Here is a 15,357-nt window from a genome sequence, read left to right on the forward strand (position 1 = left end):
CGGCTGGCGGATTTTCAGGCGCGCTCCGCCACGGCTTCGGCCTTTTGCTCGCCGCCCGTCAGCATGGCCACGAATTCATCGAGACCGGCAGCCTCTTCCTTGCTCAGGCGCAGGCCCTGTTTCGTGCGTCGCCAGAGAATGTCCTCGGCCGCGGAGGCCCATTCGTGTTCAACCAGCCAGCGCACCTCGCATTCATAAAGCGTGCCGCCAAAATGCCGGCCGAGGCCGGAGACATCGGTGGCGCCTCCCAACAGTTCTGCAGCCTTCGTACCGTAGTTTCTGACAAGCCGCTCGGCATGGCGTCCATCAAGGAAAGGGTATCGGGAGACGAGCGCCCGAACCTGCGCCTCATATCTCTCAGCGCCGAAATCGCCACCCGGCAGGTGGGAGCCCGCCGTCCACGGCTTGCCCTTTTCGCCAATTGCCGCGCCGATCTTTTCCAGCGCATGTTCCGCCAGCCGCCGATAGGTGGTGAGCTTGCCGCCGAAAATATTGAGGAGTGGAGCTTCACCCTCGGCCTCTTCAACCTTCAGCACGTAATCGCGTGTGGCTTCCTGCGCTTTCGAAGCGCCGTCATCAAAGAGCGGCCGTACGCCGGAATAAGTCCAGACAATGTCTTCCGGCCGAACGGGTTCGCTGAAATAGTCGCTGGCCGCGTTGCAGAGATAGGAAATTTCGTCTTCGGAAATGCGAACCCTGGCCGGATCGCCCTTGTAGTCGCGATCCGTGGTGCCAATCAGCGTGAAATCGCGCTCATAGGGAATGGCGAAGATGATGCGGTTATCAGGGTTCTGGAAGAAATAGGCGCGCGGATCGGAAAACTTCTTGCGCACAACGATGTGGCTGCCCTGCACGAGCCGGACATTGTGCACGTCGTTGCGCCCGAAGACGCCGGAAAGCACAGTATCCACCCAGGGACCGGCAGCATTGACCAGCATGCGCGCTTTATGCGTGGCCGAACGACCGGTTTTTTCGTCCAGCGTCTCGATGAGCCACAGCCCGCCTTCGCGCCGTGCGGAAACGACGCGCGTGCGGTTCATGATGGTCGCGCCGCGATCCGCCGCATCGCGTGCGTTGAGAACCACGAAGCGGGCATCATCCACCCAGCCGTCGGAATATTCGAAAGCCCTGGCGAAAGCCGGTTTCAGAGGCTTGCCCGCCGGGTCCTTGCGAAGATCGAGCGTGCGGGTCGCCGGCAAAAGTTTGCGGCCGCCGAGATTGTCATAAAGAAACAGGCCGAGCCGGACCATCCAGGCCGGGCGCACGCCGCCTTTTTGGATTGGCAGGACGAAACGCATGGGCCAGATGACATGCGGGGCCATGGCCCAGAGGATTTCCCGCTCCATCAGCGCTTCGCGGACGAGGCGAAACTCGTAATGTTCGAGATAACGCAAACCGCCATGGATGAGCTTGGTGGCCGCGGAAGACGTGCCGGAAGCGAAATCGCCCTTTTCCGCAAGCGCCACAGAATAGCCCCTGCCCACGGCATCGCGGGCAATGCCGCAGCCATTGATGCCGCCACCGATGACAAAAAGATCGAAAATATTCTCGCCGGACATAGAGCCTCCACGACAGCGTCGGGGGGACCTCGTCCCCATCGTTGAAAGACAATTGCCATAAAAACGAAAACAAAACGAATGTCAAAAGAAAACAAACGAAACACGTTCCGGCAAAGGCGAACGGCCGCTGCGCGCCATCCACCGTATGGTCAGCCTCTTACGGGGTCTGTGTTTCAGCCATGTGTCCGAGAAACCTGTTCAAGCTCATAGAGCACGCCGCCCATATCCTTTGGGTGCAGGAAAAGAACGGGATTGCCATGCGCGCCGATCTTCGGCTCGCCGTCACCCAGAATTCGAACGCCTTTTTTGACGAGATCGTCGCGCGCCGCGACAATGTCAGGCACTTCGAAGCAAAGATGGTGCGTGCCGCCGCCCGGATTTCTCTCGAGAAAAGCGGCAATCGGCGAATTTTCGCCGAGCGGATAAAGAAGCTCGATCTTGGTATTTTCAGCCTGAATAAAAACCACCGTCACCCCGTGTTGAGGTAGCGATTGCGGCTCCGAGACCTCTGCGCCAAGTGCGCTGTAGCGGGCAATAGCGGCATCGAGATCGGGCACCGCGATGGCGACGTGATTCAATCTTCCGAACATGGCCGTATTCCCCTCACACGTTCCGCCTGACGCCTTCGAGCAGGTCGAGAACCTTGTTGGCCGCATCCATGACATTGGTGCCAGGTCCGAAAATTGCCGAAACGCCGTGATCGAGCAGAAACTGATAATCCTGCCGTGGAATGACGCCGCCGACCACGACGATGATGTCTTCCGCGCCCTTCTGTTTCAGCGCCTCAACCAGCTGCGGCGCCAGCGTCTTATGACCGGCGGCGAGCGACGACATGCCCACCACATGCACCCTGTTCTGAACGGCGATATCCGCCGCTTCAACGGGCGTCTGGAACAAAGGGCCGGCCAGCACATCGAAACCGATATCGCCGAAGGCGGAGGCTATGACTTTCGCGCCGCGATCATGTCCGTCCTGCCCGAGTTTGGCGACCATGATGCGCGGCTTGGTGCCGATCCTCTCAGCAACACCGGAAAGCCGGGCGGAGAGCGTGGCAAGTTCAGGCTCATCCCTATAGGCCTCGCCATAAATATCGCTCACCACCTCCGGCACGGCGGCATGGTCACCGAAGACCGCACGCAGTGCATCGGAAATCTCTCCCACCGTGGCGCGGGCGCGGGCGGCGACAACGGCGGCTTCGAGAATATTGCCCTTGCCGCTGCGGGCGATCTCGGAAAGTGCCGCCAAGGCGGAGGTCACATCCTTGACATCGCGGCGGCGGCGCGTCTCCTCAATTCGGCGGATCTGCGCGGCGCGAACGGCGGCATTGTCGATATCGAGAACATCGATATCTTCCTCGTTTTCGAGACGATAACGGTTGACCCCGACGATGACCTCCTCGCCCTTGTCCACCGCCGCCTGGCGGCGTGTTGCCGCCTCTTCGATCAGCCGTTTCGGCAGGCCTTCCGCCACCGCCCTGGTCATGCCGCCAAGCGCCTCCACCTCCTCGATCAGCGCCCAGGCCTTCTCTGCCAGTTCATCGGTCAGGCTCTCGACATAATAGGAACCGGCCAGCGGATCGACGACCTTGGTGACACCGGTTTCATGCTGGAGGATAAGCTGCGTATTGCGGGCGATGCGGGCGGAAAACTCCGTCGGCAGGGCAATCGCCTCATCGAAGGAATTGGTGTGCAGCGACTGCGTACCGCCAAGCACGGCGGACATGGCCTCAAACGCGGTGCGGACGATGTTGTTATAGGGGTCCTGCTCCTGAAGCGAGACACCTGACGTCTGGCAATGGGTGCGCAGCATCAGCGATGACGCTTTTTGCGGCTTGAATTCCTGCATGATGCGCGACCAGAGCAGGCGCGCGGCGCGCAGCTTCGCCGCCTCCATGAAGAAATTCATGCCGATGGCGAAAAAGAACGACAGACGCCCGGCAAAATCATCGACATTCAGCCCCTTGGCAAGGGCCGCGCGCACATATTCGCGGCCATCCGCCAGCGTGAAGGCAAGCTCCTGCACCAGCGTCGCCCCCGCTTCCTGCATGTGATAGCCGGAAATGGAGATGGAGTTGAATTTCGGCATCTCCTTCGCCGTATATTCGATGATATCGGCAATGATCCGCATCGAGGGTTCCGGCGGATATATATAGGTGTTGCGAACCATGAACTCCTTGAGAATGTCATTCTGGATGGTGCCCGAAAGGGCGGCACGAGGCACCCCCTGCTCTTCCCCCGCAACGATGAAACTGGCGAGCACCGGAATAACCGCGCCATTCATGGTCATCGACACCGAGACTTTTTCGAGCGGGATGCCGTCGAACAGGATTTTCATGTCCTCGACGCTGTCGATCGCCACCCCCGCCTTGCCGACATCGCCCTCCACGCGCGGATGATCGCTGTCATAACCGCGATGGGTGGCGAGATCGAAGGCGACGGAAACGCCCTGCTGACCAGCGGCCAGCGCCTTGCGGTAAAAGGCGTTCGAGGCTTCCGCCGTGGAGAAACCGGCATATTGGCGGATGGTCCAGGGCCGCCCGGCATACATGGTGGCGCGCGGGCCGCGCGTGAAGGGCGCAAAGCCGGGCAGGCTGTCGAGATGGGAAATCTTCTGCAGATCGTCAGCCGTATAGAGCGGCTTGACCTCAATGCCCTCCGGCGTGTGCCAGACGAGTGTGTCCGGTGAGCGCTTCAGCTCCTTTTCGGCAAGCTGCAGCCAATCCCGCACCGTTTTTTCACCCGACATGCATCTCTCCCCTTCTGCATTTCATTTTAGCACTGTGGCGGCTGATCGTGACGAAAATCGAACGGCCGCCCGCAGGCCCGCCCCCTTAAACCACTCCGATCCGCATCCGTTCCGCAAAAACGGCCAAAGGTCGTCACTCGAATTCGAGGATGACTTCATCCACCGCGAGGCTGTCGCCCGGTTTTGCCGCCACCCTGGCAACGCGACCGCGTTTTTCCGCACGCAGGATGTTTTCCATTTTCATGGCCTCCACGGTCGCCAGCGCCTGCCCGGCCTCCACCTCTTCGCCCTCACCCACGGAAATACCGGTAATGACGCCCGGCATGGGGCAGAGCAGCAGTTTGGATGTATCCGGCGGCAGTTTTTCCGGCATCAGCAGCGCCAGTTCCGCCACGCGCGGGCTGCGCACGCGGGCGAGAACATCCATGCCGCACCAGCGCAAGCGAACCGCTGCGCCTGCAAGATCGACCTTGGCGGCGATGACCTCGCCCGCCACTGTGAACAGCCCAAGGCTTTGGCCGGGACGCCAGCCGGTATCGATGGTCAGCGCCATCCCATCCTCAAAACGGACCGCCGTACCATCCGCACCGGTTTCGACGCTGACCCCGTGGCGGAGCGCGCCAAACGAAACCACCCAGTCACTACCGACAATGCGGCGGTGATTGCCAATGGTGCCGGAAATTTCAACCGCGCGGTTCTGCAGGCGCTGATTGATGATGGCCGCAATGGCGGAAAGCTTGCGCGCGGCGGCCTCATCCGGCTCGACGCCGGAAAAGCCTTCCGGAAACTCTTCCGCAATAAAGCCCGTCGTCAGGTGGCCGGCGCGGAAACGCTCATGCTGCATGACGGCCGACAGGAACGGTAGATTGTGGCCGATGCCTTCAACCTCGAAACGATCCAATGCCTCTCCCATGGCATCGATGGCAGTCGTCCGATCCTTGCCCCAGCTGCACAGCTTGGCGATCATCGGATCGTAATACATCGAGATTTCGCCGCCTTCGAAAACGCCGGTATCGTTACGGATGACCGTTCTGTTTTCCTGTTCGCCTTCCTGCGGCGGGCGATAACGCGTCAGCCGGCCAATAGAGGGCAGGAAGTTGCGGTAGGGGTCTTCAGCATAAAGCCGGCTTTCAATCGCCCAGCCGTTCAGCTTCACATCCGCCTGCCCGAAGGAGAGCTTTTCACCTGACGCCACGCGAATCATCTGTTCGACCAGATCGATGCCGGTAACCAGTTCCGTCACCGGATGCTCCACCTGCAGGCGGGTATTCATTTCAAGGAAATAGAAGTTGCGGTCACCATCGACGATGAATTCCACCGTGCCGGCCGAATGGTAACCGACCGCTCTCGCCAGCGCCACGGCCTGCTCGCCCATGGCCTTGCGGGTCGCTTCGTCCAGAAAGGGTGACGGCGCTTCCTCGATGACCTTCTGGTTCCGCCGCTGGATCGAGCATTCGCGTTCGCCGAGATAAAGGATATTGCCGTGCTTGTCGCCCAGCACCTGAATTTCGATATGGCGCGGCTGGGTGACGAATTTTTCGATGAAGATGCGGTCATCGCCAAAAGACGACTTCGCCTCGTTTTTGGAGGACTGAAAACCCTCGCGCGCTTCGGCATCGTTGAAGGCGATGCGCATGCCTTTGCCGCCACCGCCGGCCGACGCCTTGATCATGACTGGATAACCGATCTGCGAAGCGATCCTGACCGCCTCATCCGCATCCTCGATCAGCCCCATATGGCCGGGGACGGTGGAAACGCCCGCTTTCGCGGCCAGTTTCTTGGAGGTGATCTTGTCACCCATGGCCTCGATGGCGCCAACAGGCGGGCCGATGAAGACGACGCCCGCCTGTTTCAGCGCTTCTGCGAAGACAGCATTTTCCGACAGGAAGCCGTAGCCGGGATGGACCGCATCCGCCCCGGTCTTATTGATGGCCTCCAGAATTTTGTCGATGACGATATAGGACTGCGACGAGGGGGCCGGGCCGATATGAACGGCCTCATCCGCTTGTCTCACATGCAGCGCATTGGCATCCGCATCCGAATAGACCGCGACAGTGGCGATGCCCATCTTCCTGGCCGTCTTGATCACCCGGCAGGCGATCTCGCCGCGATTGGCGATGAGGATTTTCTTGATCATGCGGTTGTTGCCCCTCTTCCCTCAGCGCAAACCCGTGAGTAGTCGTCAAATTTCGAAGAAATTCTCGAAGGATTCCGGGAAATTCTGCCGTGCGACACGCTCATCGATAACAAGCATCGCCTGATAGGAAAGCGGATCGAAGTTCTTTTCCGCCGGCACCACCTCGCGGCCGAAGAGGAGGTTGAGGCGGGCGGCGTCGAGATTGCCACGCTCGAAGGGCTCAGGCCCGAAATGGTGCCAGAGCGAGTGCAGGAAGGCGGCATCGATGCGATGCTCCTTGGTGTCGTTGCGAGCCCTTCGGGGTATCATCTTGATAGGTGTTACCCCTTTGGGGTTGGCGCGGCGGATGGTGAACTGGACGCCCGTGCTCGGCATGCCGGAGGGAAATCCCTTGTGTTTGGTCATTTCGGGCAGGTTCGCCATCTTTTGTCCTTCCAGAACATTTCCAGTAAAAGCTGCCTTGCTTTTACGTCCGGAAATGCGTCAATTCAAATAGTTAGAGCGCTTTTGGCGCTCTAATCCTTCCTTACGCCTTGCCGATCTTGTCTTGCGTCTTCGTCTCGAAGTCGGAGGCGTCGTGGCGCTCATGCAACTGTTCGGACGGATCGCCCGAAGTCTTGTTGACGATCACGCCGCGTTTGACCGCCGGGCGTTCGCCGATTTCGAGCGTCCAGCGCATGACGTTCTTGTAACCGTCCGCCTCAAGGAACGCACCGGCATCGCCATAGGCCTGACCGAGCGCGATCTTGCCATACCACGGCCAGACGGCCATGTCGGCGATGGTATATTCCGAACCCGCCAGATAGCGGTTTTCAGCCAGGTGCCGGTCCAGCACGTCGAGCTGGCGTTTGACCTCCATCGCGTAACGGTCGATGGCGTATTTGATCTTGATCGGCGCATAGGCGTAGAAATGGCCGAAACCGCCGCCGAGGAAGGGTGCGGAGCCCATCTGCCAGAACAGCCAGTTCAGTGCCTGCGTGCGGGCATTGCCCTCTTTCGGCAGGAAAGCGCCGAATTTTTCCGCGAGATAAACGAGGATCGAGCCGCTTTCGAAAACGCGGGTCGGCTCAGCCGTCGAGTGATCCATCAGCGCCGGGATCTTGGAATTCGGATTGACGCCGACGAAACCGGAGCCGAACTGGTCGCCCTCGCCGATCTTGATCAGCCAGGCATCATAGTCTGCGTCCTTGTGGCCGGCGGCCAGCAATTCTTCCAGCATGATGGTGACCTTCTGGCCGTTCGGCGTCGCCAGCGAATAAAGCTGCAGCGGGTGCTTGCCGACAGGCAGTTCCTTTTCATGGGTGGGACCGGCGATAGGGCGGTTGATATTGGCGAACTGGCCGCCATTGCCCTTTTCCCAGGTCCAGACCTTGGGCACTTCATATCCTGCGGGTAAATTATCTGCGGAGGAATTTTCGGCCATGAAAATGTGTCCTTTTGCTTTTCGGGAGGACATCCGGACATCCGGGCGCCTGAACATCCATATAGTAAGGTGGCCGAAGCATTTTTCCAGCCCTGCGGCGGATCAGAGCGGAATAGTGTCGTGTTTCTTCCAGCGGGTTTCCACGCTCTTGTTGCGCAGCGACGCAAACGCGCGAGCGATGCGGCGGCGTGAGGAATGCGGCATGATGACCTCATCGATGAAACCGCGCTCCGCAGCGACGAAGGGATTGGCGAAACGCTCCTCATATTCCTTCGTGCGCGCAGCGATCTTTTCCGGATCGGAGAGCTCGGAACGATAGAGAATTTCCGCCGCCCCCTTTGCGCCCATCACGGCGATTTCCGCCGTCGGCCAGGCATAATTCACATCCGCGCCGATATGTTTGGAGGCCATCACGTCATAAGCGCCGCCATAGGCCTTGCGGGTGATCAGCGTCACCATCGGCACCGTCGCCTCGGAATAGGCGAACAGAAGTTTCGCGCCGTGCTTGATGACGCCGCCATATTCCTGCGCCGTTCCGGGCAGGAAACCCGGCACATCCACCAGCGTCAGAAGCGGAATGTTGAAGGCGTCGCAGAAGCGCACGAAACGCGCCGCCTTGCGCGAGGCATCAATATCGAGGCAGCCGGCCAGCACCATCGGCTGGTTGGCGACGACGCCCACCGTCTGGCCTTCGAGACGGATAAAGCCGGTGATGATGTTGCGGGCGAAAGCTTCCTGCAACTCGAAGAAATCGCCTTCGTCGGCCAGCGCGTGGATCAGTTCCTTCATGTCATAGGGCTTGCTGGAACTATCAGGGATCAGCGTATCGAGACGTGCTTCCAGCCGCGCCGGATCGTCGTGGAACGGGCGCGCCGGCGGCTTTTCGCGGTTGTTGAGCGGCAGAAAATCGAACAGCAGCCGCACATGCTCCAGCGTCTCGATGTCGTTTTCATAAGCGCCGTCGGCGACGGAGGATTTTTTCGTGTGGGTGGAGGCTCCGCCCAATTCTTCCGCCGTAACGATCTCGTTGGTCACGGTTTTGACCACATCCGGCCCGGTCACGAACATGTAGGAGGTATCGCGCACCATGAAGATGAAATCGGTCATGGCCGGCGAATAGACGGCGCCGCCCGCACAGGGGCCCATGATGACCGATATCTGCGGCACGACGCCAGAGGCGACGACATTGCGCTTGAACACATCGGCATAACCGCCGAGCGAGGCCACGCCTTCCTGAATTCTGGCCCCGCCGGAATCGTTGAGGCCGATCACCGGCGCGCCGTTGCGCACCGCCATATCCATGATCTTGCAGATTTTCTGCGCATGGGTTTCCGACAGCGAACCGCCGAGCACGGTGAAATCCTGCGAAAACACATAGACCTGTCGGCCATTGATGGTGCCCCAGCCGGTGACGACGCCGTCGCCGGCCACCTTCTGCTCCGCCATGCCGAAATCCACCGCCCGGTGGGTCACGTACATGTCGTATTCTTCGAAGGAACCTTCATCCAGCAGCACATCGATGCGCTCGCGCGCCGTCAGCTTGCCTTTGGCGTGCTGCGCCTCGATGCGCTTGACGCCGCCGCCGAGCCGCGCCTCGGCGCGCCGCGTTTCCAATTGCTCCAGAATGCCGGGCATGTTTCCTCCATGCGTTTCCTCAAAATCAATAGCTTAGAAAACATTCGCCTAGAAGCCTTGATCGTGCGCGTATGCGTGCCATAAATATTTGCAATGTTTAATTTTGCAAAGTTGCAACATGGCGACGGAAAAACTCTTCATCGGCCGCAAGGTTCGCGGCCTTCGCGAAAACGCCCGCGCCACGCAGGCGCAATTTGCCGAGCGGCTTGGTATCTCCGCGAGTTATCTGAACCAGATCGAAAACAACCAGCGACCCGTTTCGGCCAGCGTTCTGGTGACGCTGGTGGAAAAATTCCAGCTCGACATGGCGGAGCTGGCGACCGGTGAAAGCGACCGGCTGGTTTCCGCCGTGCGCGAGGCGCTGAAAGACCCGCTATTCCTGAATTACGAGCCTGGGCTCCAGGAATTGAAGTTGATCGCCCAGAACGCGCCGGGTTTTGCCCATGCGCTGCTGCGCGCCCATCAAGCCTATCGCCAGAACAGCGAGCAGCTGGTGCAGCTGGATGACCGGCTGGGTCGCGGCACCGCGCAGGTGGAAAGAACCCCTTACGAGGAGGTGCGCGACTTCTTCCACTTCGTCGACAACTACGTCGCCGAGATCGATCTTCTGGCCGAGGAACTGGCGGAGGAACTGGAGATCGAAGGCGGCGAGACCTACGGCATTCTGGCGTCGCATCTGCGCAACCGTTATGGCATTCATATCACCCGAACCGAGGCGGCGGACGGCCTGATCCGGCATTTCGATCCCACAGGCAAGACGCTTGCCCTCAGCTCCTACATGGCCGCGCCGACACGCTGTTTTCAGCTGGCATTGCAGATCGCCCAGCTTCATGCCGGCGCGACGGTGGACAGGGTGCTTTCCGGTGCAGGTTTCCGCAATGCGGAAGCGGCGGAAATCTGTCGTATCGGACTACATAACTATTTCGCCGCCGCCCTCATCCTTCCCTATGGCCAATTTCATCGGGCGGCGCAGGAGCTGCGCCACGATCTCGAACTTCTCGCCGTGCGGTACGGTGCGAGCCTCGAACAGGTGGCGCATAGGCTGAGCACGCTGCAACGGCCGGGCATGAAGGGCGTGCCGATCTTTTTCGCCAAGATCGACCGCGCCGGCAACATCACCAAACGCCACAGCGCCACGCGGCTGCAATTTGCCCGTTTCGGCGCGGCCTGTCCGCTGTGGAATATCCATCAGGCCTTCGAAAGCTCCGACAGGATCGTGCGGCAGCTGGCGGAAACGCCTGACGGCGTACGCTATCTTTCCATTGCCACGCAGATCGAGAAAGCCGGCGCGGGTTTCAACACGGATAGACCGCGCTATGCCATCGCGCTCGGCTGCGAAATTTCCCACGCGCAGAATTTCGTTTATGCCGATACGCTCGATCTCGGCAATGCGGCCTCCTTCAAACCGATCGGCATATCCTGCCGGGTCTGCGAGAGGGTGGATTGCGTACAGCGCGCGGTGCCGCCGCTGAAACGCAAGCTGCATTTCGATCATCTGTCGCGCGGGGCCCTACCCTACAGTATCGCCGATTTTTGACCACACTCAGGGCAGCGGCGCCATGGCGCGCCGCATGATGTTGGCATAATAACCCCAGAAAAGCCGGGCGGCCACGGAGCGCCACGGCGACCAGAGCGCCGCCCGCTCCGCCAGCCATTTCGCTTCCGGCCTCACTTCCATATCGAGTGCATGCGCCACCGCCGATCTCAGCGCCACATCACCGACCGGAAAAATATCCGGATGCCCGCCGCAGAACATCAGATAAACCTCCGCCGTCCACGGGCCTATACCGCGAAGCGCCACCAGTTCGGAAAGGGCCGCAAGTCCCTCCTTGCGCACCACGCCGTCAAGGTCGATCTGCCCTTGCGTGACGGCGCGCGCCAGTCCCTCCAGTGTCGTCGCCTTGGCCCGGGAAAGGCCGAAGGTGGCGCGCAATTCCTCCGGCACACCCAGATAATTCTCCGCCGTGACCGCGCCGCCGGTGCCGGCAAGGATACGCGCCCATATGGCATTGGCGCTGGCGCGCGACACCATCTGCGAGACGACGATATGGGCAAGGCCGGCAAAGCCGGGCTCGTGGATGCGCAGTTCCAGCGGACCGGCTATTTCAATGACGGGGCCAAGCGCAGGATCGAGAAGAGTGAGATGTTCCAGCCCTTCGCTGATGTCATCCATCCCGGTAATGATTTTCATATCCGTCATTCCATATGCCGCCAGCCGGCTGGTTTGGCTCTTTAAAACATGGCAGAAGAAACCATGCCTTCGCAGTTCCGTCAAAAACCGGTTTACCGTTTTGCACCAAGCCCCAATGGCCTGCTGCATCTCGGCCATGCGCTTTCCGCCTTCCTGAACCAAGATATGGCGCGAGACAATGGCGGCCGCTTCCTGTTGCGCATCGAGGATATCGACCAGACGCGCTGCACCCCGGAGCTGGAACAGGCAATCTATGACGATCTTGGCTGGCTGGGTCTCGACTGGGAGAAACCTGCGCGGCGGCAATCGGAGCATTTCGATGAGTACCGCATGGCGCTGGACAGGCTTATCGAGGCAGGCCTTGCCTATCCTGCCTTTCTTAGCCGCGGAGAAACCAAGGCGATCGTCAGAGCCTTCGAAACGGTGGGAGGGTTGTGGCCGCGCGATCCCGATGGCGCGCCGCTTTACCCGACCATAGACCGGGAGAGGCCAAAGGCGGAACGGACAGCGCTGTTCGCTTCCGGCCGGCCGCACGCCTGGCGGCTCGACATGGAAAAGGCGATCCGCGCCGCCGGCATCCCCCTGTTCTGGCAGGAGAGCGGCGATGGCGAGACGGGGAAAATCGAGGCCCAGCCCGCCCTTTGGGGCGATGTGGTGCTGTCGCGCTCAGACGCGCCTTCGAGCTATCATCTTTCCGTCGTGGTGGATGATGCGCTGCAGGGTATCACCCATGTGGTGCGCGGCATGGATCTCTATCACGCAACCGCCATCCACCGGCTTTTGCAACACCTGCTGGACCTGTCGCAACCGGCCTATCACCATCACCGGCTGATCTTGGGCGCAGACGGGCGCAAGCTTTCGAAAAGCGAAGGCAGTACCGGGCTCTCCGCCCTTCGTGCAGAAGGAGCGACGCCCTCAGATATCCGCCGGCTTGTCGGTCTCCTCTAGCGCCCGCTCCCGGCGCGCGCCGCTGCCGCCGATATTGCGGCGGATGATCTGCCGCACCTTGTATTTCATCAGCGCCGCATTCACCTCCGCACCGAGCATGAAGATGACGCCGACCATATAAAGAAACACCAAAACCACCATAACCGAGGCGAGACCGGCATAGGTGGCTGCATAATTGGCGAAGGTGGAGAGGTAATAGGCGAAGATCGCCGCACCGATGACCCAGAATATCATCGTCAGGAGAATGCCGGGCCAGACATCCCAGATGCGGCGTTTGCCGGCCGGAAGCCACAGATGCGCCGCCACCAGCCCCGCCGTCAGCACAACGATGGTACCGTAAAGACCAAGACTGGAGACCGTATTCAGCACGTCTGTCAACCAGGGGAACCGTTGCTCGGCAAAAGAGGTGGCGACCGGCACGGCGACGAGGACGATGCTGATGCCGGCAAAGACCACAACCGCAATCAGCACGTAAAGCAGGCTGAGCAGACGGGTGATATACCACCAGCGCGTCTCCGTGACACGATAGGCGCGGTTGAGCGAAATTCTCAGCGCCTCGACGCCGTTGGAGGCAAAATAGGCAGCTGCCAGCACCGAAATCGTCAGCAGCCCGCCGCGCGGAATGGTCAGCACCTGCTGCACCTGCGCCGCCAGCGGCCCGGCAATCGCTTCCGGCCATGTATCGAAAATCAGATGCACCGCCGTTTCGGAAAACTGGTCGGCCCCGAGAAAACCGGCCAGCGCCGTGCCGAAGATCAGGAAGGGGAACAGCGCCAGCAGGATGGACAGCGCCATATGGCTCGCCATCGCCCAGCCGTCATCCTCGGCGAAATGGGAATAGGCATCAAAGGCAACCTTGCCTGCCAGGCGCACTGCGGCAACCATGTCACCTCCATTCATCGGCATTTCATTTGTAACTTCGCCCCGAATATGGGAAATCAGCTTCGCTTTGTACAGCGCGCAAACCCGGCTTTCGGTTCCATTTCCGAAAAGGATTTTGCGCAATTTAATTTTGGGAATCTGAGCGCCCCTTGGCGCAAAGTCCATTGGCGGGGCAGAACATGTCTGAAAAACCGGTCATCATCATCACCGGCTGTTCCTCTGGCATCGGCGCTCATTGCGCCGGCGCGCTGCACAGGGATGGCTGGCGGGTTTTTGCCACCGTGCGGCGTATCGTTGACATGGCAGCGCTCGAAAATCAGGGCATCGAAACCCTGATCATGGATTACACCAAGCCCGAAACCATCGCAGCACTGGTGGATACGGTTGCCGCCCGCACCGGCGGCCGCATTGACGCGCTTTTCAACAATGGCGCTTATGGCCAGCCGGGCGCGGTGGAAGACCTGCCTGTCGAAGCGCTGCGGGCACAGTTCGAAACCAATGTCTTCGGCTGGCACGATCTGACGCGGCGGGTCATTCCCTTCATGCGCAAGCGTGGTTCGGGCCGCATCGTGCATTGCTCCTCCATTCTCGGTCTCGTTCCCTATCGCTATCGCGGCGCTTACACCGCTTCGAAATTTGCGCTTGAGGGGCTGGGCGTCACGCTGCGCATGGAGCTTCAGGGCAGCGGCATCCATGTGAGCCTGATCGAACCGGGTCCGATCACCTCCAAATTCACCGCCACCGCGCTTGCCCATATCAACGAGCACATCGATCTCGAAAATTCAGCCCATGCGGCGGAATATAAACGCCAGTTGGCGCGCATGGATGGTTCCGGCCCCGTCAACCGCCACAAGCTTGGTCCGGACGCCGTTTATACCGTGTTGAAACACGCCCTGACGGCGGCAAAACCGAAGCCGCATTATCCCGTTACCGTGCCGGCCAAACAGGGGCTTATCCTGAAACGGCTCTTGCCTGCCGGACTTTTCTATCGTCTGCTGCGCAGATTCGATTGAGGAGGAGTAATACCGCATGTCCGGCTTCACCACCGTTCTGGCCCTTATCGTTATGGGCCTCGTCGTCATCGTGCTGATACGCGGCCTCTTTAACATGCTGAAGGGACAGGACGCCAACCGTTCCAACAAGCTGATGCAGCTTCGCCTGCTTTTGCAGGCCGTGGCGATTGTGCTGATCATGTTCACCCTCTGGCTCACCGGCGGTGGCCGCTGACATGGTGAAGCTGAACAAGATCTACACCCGTACCGGCGACAAGGGCACGACGGCGCTGGTTTCCGGCCCGCGTCGCCTCAAGCACGACCTTCGCGTTGAAGCCTACGGCACGGTGGACGAAACCAATTCGGCGATCGGTGTCGCGCGGCTTTATACGGGCGGGATTGAAAAGCTGGATGCCATGCTGTTCCGGATCCAGAACGATCTTTTCGACCTCGGCGCCGATCTCGCCACGCCTGATAATGGCGAGCCGCTTTCTTACGAGCCGCTGCGCATCGTCGAAAGCCAGGTCACGCGGCTGGAAAACGAAATCGACGATCTCAATGTCGCGCTTGAACCGCTGACCTCTTTCGTGCTGCCGGGCGGCAGCGCGGCAGCGGCCAATCTGCACATGGCGCGCACCGTCTGCCGGCGGGCGGAGAGACTGATGGTGGAACTGTCCGTCGCTGAGAACGAGATCGTCAGCCCGGCGGCGCTTAAATACGCCAACCGCCTGTCCGATTTCCTGTTCGTCGCCGCCCGCTTCGCCAATGAGGCCGGCAAGGCCGACATATTGTGGGTTCCCGGCAAGAACCGCTAAAGCGTTTCAACGACGCAACCAAAGGGCGTT

The 15,357-nt window shown here is 60.3% G+C and carries 14 protein-coding genes; 5 read left to right on the forward strand and 9 right to left on the reverse strand.

Features of this window, described 5'->3' with window-relative positions; genetic code table 11:
• Positions 1–14 precede the first annotated feature (14 nt).
• The 7 genes from BS627_RS21650 to BS627_RS21680 all read right to left on the reverse strand — a co-directional run bounded on the left by BS627_RS21650 (position 15) and on the right by BS627_RS21680 (position 9,499).
• A complete protein-coding gene (locus tag BS627_RS21650) occupies positions 15–1,559 on the reverse strand; it encodes a glycerol-3-phosphate dehydrogenase (RefSeq protein WP_077985198.1) in 1,545 nt (514 codons plus the stop codon).
• A 173-nt stretch (positions 1,560–1,732) separates the two neighbouring features.
• Positions 1,733–2,149 carry a methylmalonyl-CoA epimerase gene (gene mce / locus BS627_RS21655; RefSeq protein WP_077985199.1) on the reverse strand — a complete coding sequence of 139 codons (417 nt, stop codon included), beginning with the start codon at positions 2,147–2,149 and terminating at the stop codon, positions 1,733–1,735.
• Between the two features lie 13 nt (positions 2,150–2,162).
• Positions 2,163–4,304, reverse strand: a complete 2,142-nt coding sequence (gene scpA / locus BS627_RS21660; protein ID WP_077985200.1) for a methylmalonyl-CoA mutase — start codon at positions 4,302–4,304, stop codon at positions 2,163–2,165.
• Between the two features lie 133 nt (positions 4,305–4,437).
• Positions 4,438–6,441, reverse strand: a complete 2,004-nt coding sequence (locus BS627_RS21665) for an acetyl-CoA carboxylase biotin carboxylase subunit (RefSeq protein WP_077985201.1) — start codon at positions 6,439–6,441, stop codon at positions 4,438–4,440.
• Positions 6,442–6,486: 45 nt separating this feature from the next.
• The gene (locus BS627_RS21670) at positions 6,487–6,864 is read right to left on the reverse strand and encodes a hypothetical protein (RefSeq protein WP_077985202.1); all 378 of its coding nucleotides are present in this window, start codon (positions 6,862–6,864) and stop codon (positions 6,487–6,489) included.
• A gap of 103 nt (positions 6,865–6,967) precedes the next feature.
• A complete protein-coding gene (gene yghU, locus BS627_RS21675; RefSeq protein WP_077985203.1) occupies positions 6,968–7,864 on the reverse strand; it encodes a glutathione-dependent disulfide-bond oxidoreductase in 897 nt (298 codons plus the stop codon).
• Positions 7,865–7,966: 102 nt separating this feature from the next.
• Positions 7,967–9,499, reverse strand: coding sequence for an acyl-CoA carboxylase subunit beta (locus tag BS627_RS21680; RefSeq protein WP_077985204.1), 1,533 nt, complete (start codon positions 9,497–9,499; stop codon positions 7,967–7,969).
• Positions 9,500–9,617: 118 nt separating this feature from the next.
• On the opposite strand from BS627_RS21680, the gene BS627_RS21685 reads away from it, so the two are divergent.
• On the forward strand, positions 9,618–11,036 hold the full coding sequence (locus BS627_RS21685; RefSeq protein ID WP_077985205.1) for a helix-turn-helix domain-containing protein: 1,419 nt from the start codon (positions 9,618–9,620) through the stop codon (positions 11,034–11,036).
• 6 nt (positions 11,037–11,042) lie between these two features.
• Here the strand turns inward: BS627_RS21685 and BS627_RS21690 are convergent, their stop codons facing one another.
• Positions 11,043–11,699: a DNA-3-methyladenine glycosylase family protein gene (locus tag BS627_RS21690; RefSeq protein WP_162520350.1), complete on the reverse strand. Its 657-nt coding sequence runs from the start codon at positions 11,697–11,699 to the stop codon at positions 11,043–11,045.
• Between the two features lie 39 nt (positions 11,700–11,738).
• On the opposite strand from BS627_RS21690, the gene gluQRS reads away from it, so the two are divergent.
• Positions 11,739–12,638, forward strand: coding sequence for a tRNA glutamyl-Q(34) synthetase GluQRS (gene gluQRS, locus BS627_RS21695; RefSeq protein WP_077985206.1), 900 nt, complete (start codon positions 11,739–11,741; stop codon positions 12,636–12,638).
• Here gluQRS and BS627_RS21700 read toward each other — a convergent pair.
• Positions 12,606–13,523 (reverse strand): YihY/virulence factor BrkB family protein, encoded by a 918-nt coding sequence (locus BS627_RS21700; protein ID WP_077985332.1) that lies wholly within the window; start codon positions 13,521–13,523, stop codon positions 12,606–12,608. The genes gluQRS and BS627_RS21700 overlap by 33 nt on opposite strands.
• A 176-nt stretch (positions 13,524–13,699) precedes the next feature.
• Between BS627_RS21700 and BS627_RS21705 the strand changes: the two genes are divergently transcribed.
• Genes BS627_RS21705 through BS627_RS21715 form a run of 3 tightly spaced genes read left to right on the forward strand, consistent with a single transcriptional unit; the run spans position 13,700 to position 15,327 of the window.
• The gene (locus tag BS627_RS21705; protein WP_077985334.1) at positions 13,700–14,533 is read left to right on the forward strand and encodes an SDR family oxidoreductase; all 834 of its coding nucleotides are present in this window, start codon (positions 13,700–13,702) and stop codon (positions 14,531–14,533) included.
• 16 nt (positions 14,534–14,549) lie between these two features.
• On the forward strand, positions 14,550–14,747 hold the full coding sequence (locus BS627_RS21710) for a twin transmembrane helix small protein (RefSeq protein ID WP_003520830.1): 198 nt from the start codon (positions 14,550–14,552) through the stop codon (positions 14,745–14,747).
• Position 14,748: 1 nt separating this feature from the next.
• On the forward strand, positions 14,749–15,327 hold the full coding sequence (locus BS627_RS21715; RefSeq protein ID WP_077985207.1) for a cob(I)yrinic acid a,c-diamide adenosyltransferase: 579 nt from the start codon (positions 14,749–14,751) through the stop codon (positions 15,325–15,327).
• Positions 15,328–15,357: the final 30 nt, after the last annotated feature.

The sequence above is a fragment of the Agrobacterium salinitolerans genome (assembly GCF_002008225.1).
GTDB lineage: Bacteria > Pseudomonadota > Alphaproteobacteria > Rhizobiales > Rhizobiaceae > Agrobacterium > Agrobacterium salinitolerans.